1 protein-coding gene is annotated in these 1,551 nt (G+C 24.8%); it reads right to left on the bottom strand.

The window, feature by feature from the left end:
* Positions 1 to 62 precede the first annotated feature (62 nt).
* Complete coding sequence (locus I4U58_RS13765; RefSeq protein WP_195931902.1) at positions 63 to 1,199, bottom strand: chorismate mutase; 1,137 nt, start codon at positions 1,197 to 1,199, stop codon at positions 63 to 65.
* Positions 1,200 to 1,551: the final 352 nt, after the last annotated feature.

Raw genomic sequence — 1,551 nt, forward strand, 5'->3', positions numbered from 1 at the left:
TGGCATATTTATCTCTTTATTTTAAATGATTATTTATATATATATGTGTATTAATTTAAAATTTATTTACACTTAATATCTCTATAACAACCTAAAAGTTTAAAATATTTAGAGTTTCTCGCAATTACATTTACCGCTTGTTTTATATTTTCATCAAATAGATTTCCATCAAAATCTACAAAGAATATATAGTTCCAAGGGTTATTTCTATTTGGCCTAGATTCAATTTTTGACATATTTAAACCAAATTCTTTAATATCTCTTATTAAATTATATAATCCTCCACTAGTATCTTCAACTGAGAATAATATACTTACTTTATCACAGGTTTCATCACACTCTAAATCTCTACCTATAACAATGAATCTTGTATAATTGTTTTTTAAATCATTTACATCTTTTTTAATTATTTTTAAATCATATAATTTTGCAGCTCTTTCAGATGCTATCGCTGCCTTACTCTTATCTTTTAAATCAGATACTAATTTTGCTGATATTGCTGTATTAGAATAAGGAATTAAATTATAATTTTTATGCTTATCGAAAAATTTTGTACTTTGTTCAAATCCTTGTGGATGAGAGTAAACTTCTTTTATATCATCCACTGTAGCACCTTTTATTCCAACTAGATTTTGACTTATTTTTATACATTCTTCTCCAACAATATATAAATTATATTCCTTTAATAGATCTTCTACAGTTCCAATTCCACCAGTTGATGAATTTTCTACTGGCAGTATTCCATATTCTATTTCCCCACTTTCAACGGCTTTAAACACTTCTTCAAATTTTTCATATGATTTAGCTTCTTTTATATTTTTAAAATATTTTAGCATAGCTTCATTTCCAAATGAGCCTGCTACACCTTGATATCCTACTACTAAGTTTTCCCTATCATTTTTATAAGGTTTAGTATATATTTTATTTTCTGGATATATTTCTTTTTGTTGTACTAATCTACTCAAATACATCAGGTTATCATAAAAACTTTCTACTAATTCTTCATACTCCTTATTTTCTAAATATCCCTTGTTTTTTTCTATAACCATTTTCTCTCTATCCGGATGAAAAATTTGCATGTTATTTTCTATTTTATATTTAGAAATAGCTTTTGCAACGTTCATTCTCTTTTCTAATAATTGTGTTATTTCTCTATCTATTTTATCGATCTCTACTCTATAGTCTTCTAGTAACTCCATCCTATCACCCTTCCTATATCTAAATGCATCATTTACTATGTGTTATTAAAAAAAGAGAACTCCTAAGAGTCCTCTTTTATAAAATAAGTATTATTTACCAATTCCATATTTTAAGATTTAACCTTTAAATTAAGATTAATATGAACTCATTAGAAAAGATTTATTTTTTATATTTTTGCAGTAAAAGTATCCAGCGCTAAAATAAAAGCCCCAGAACATAAAGTAAAAAAAGTTATATAATTTTGCAAAGTCTTTTCTAATTACTTTCATCATTTTTTCCTCCATTTAAAGTATTTTTATAAATGAAACTATCTATTTATTGTTATTTGATTAAATATATAGTTTCAAAAAT

This window comes from Clostridium sp. 1001270J_160509_D11 (assembly GCF_015667935.1).
Taxonomy (GTDB): domain Bacteria; phylum Bacillota; class Clostridia; order Peptostreptococcales; family Peptostreptococcaceae; genus Intestinibacter.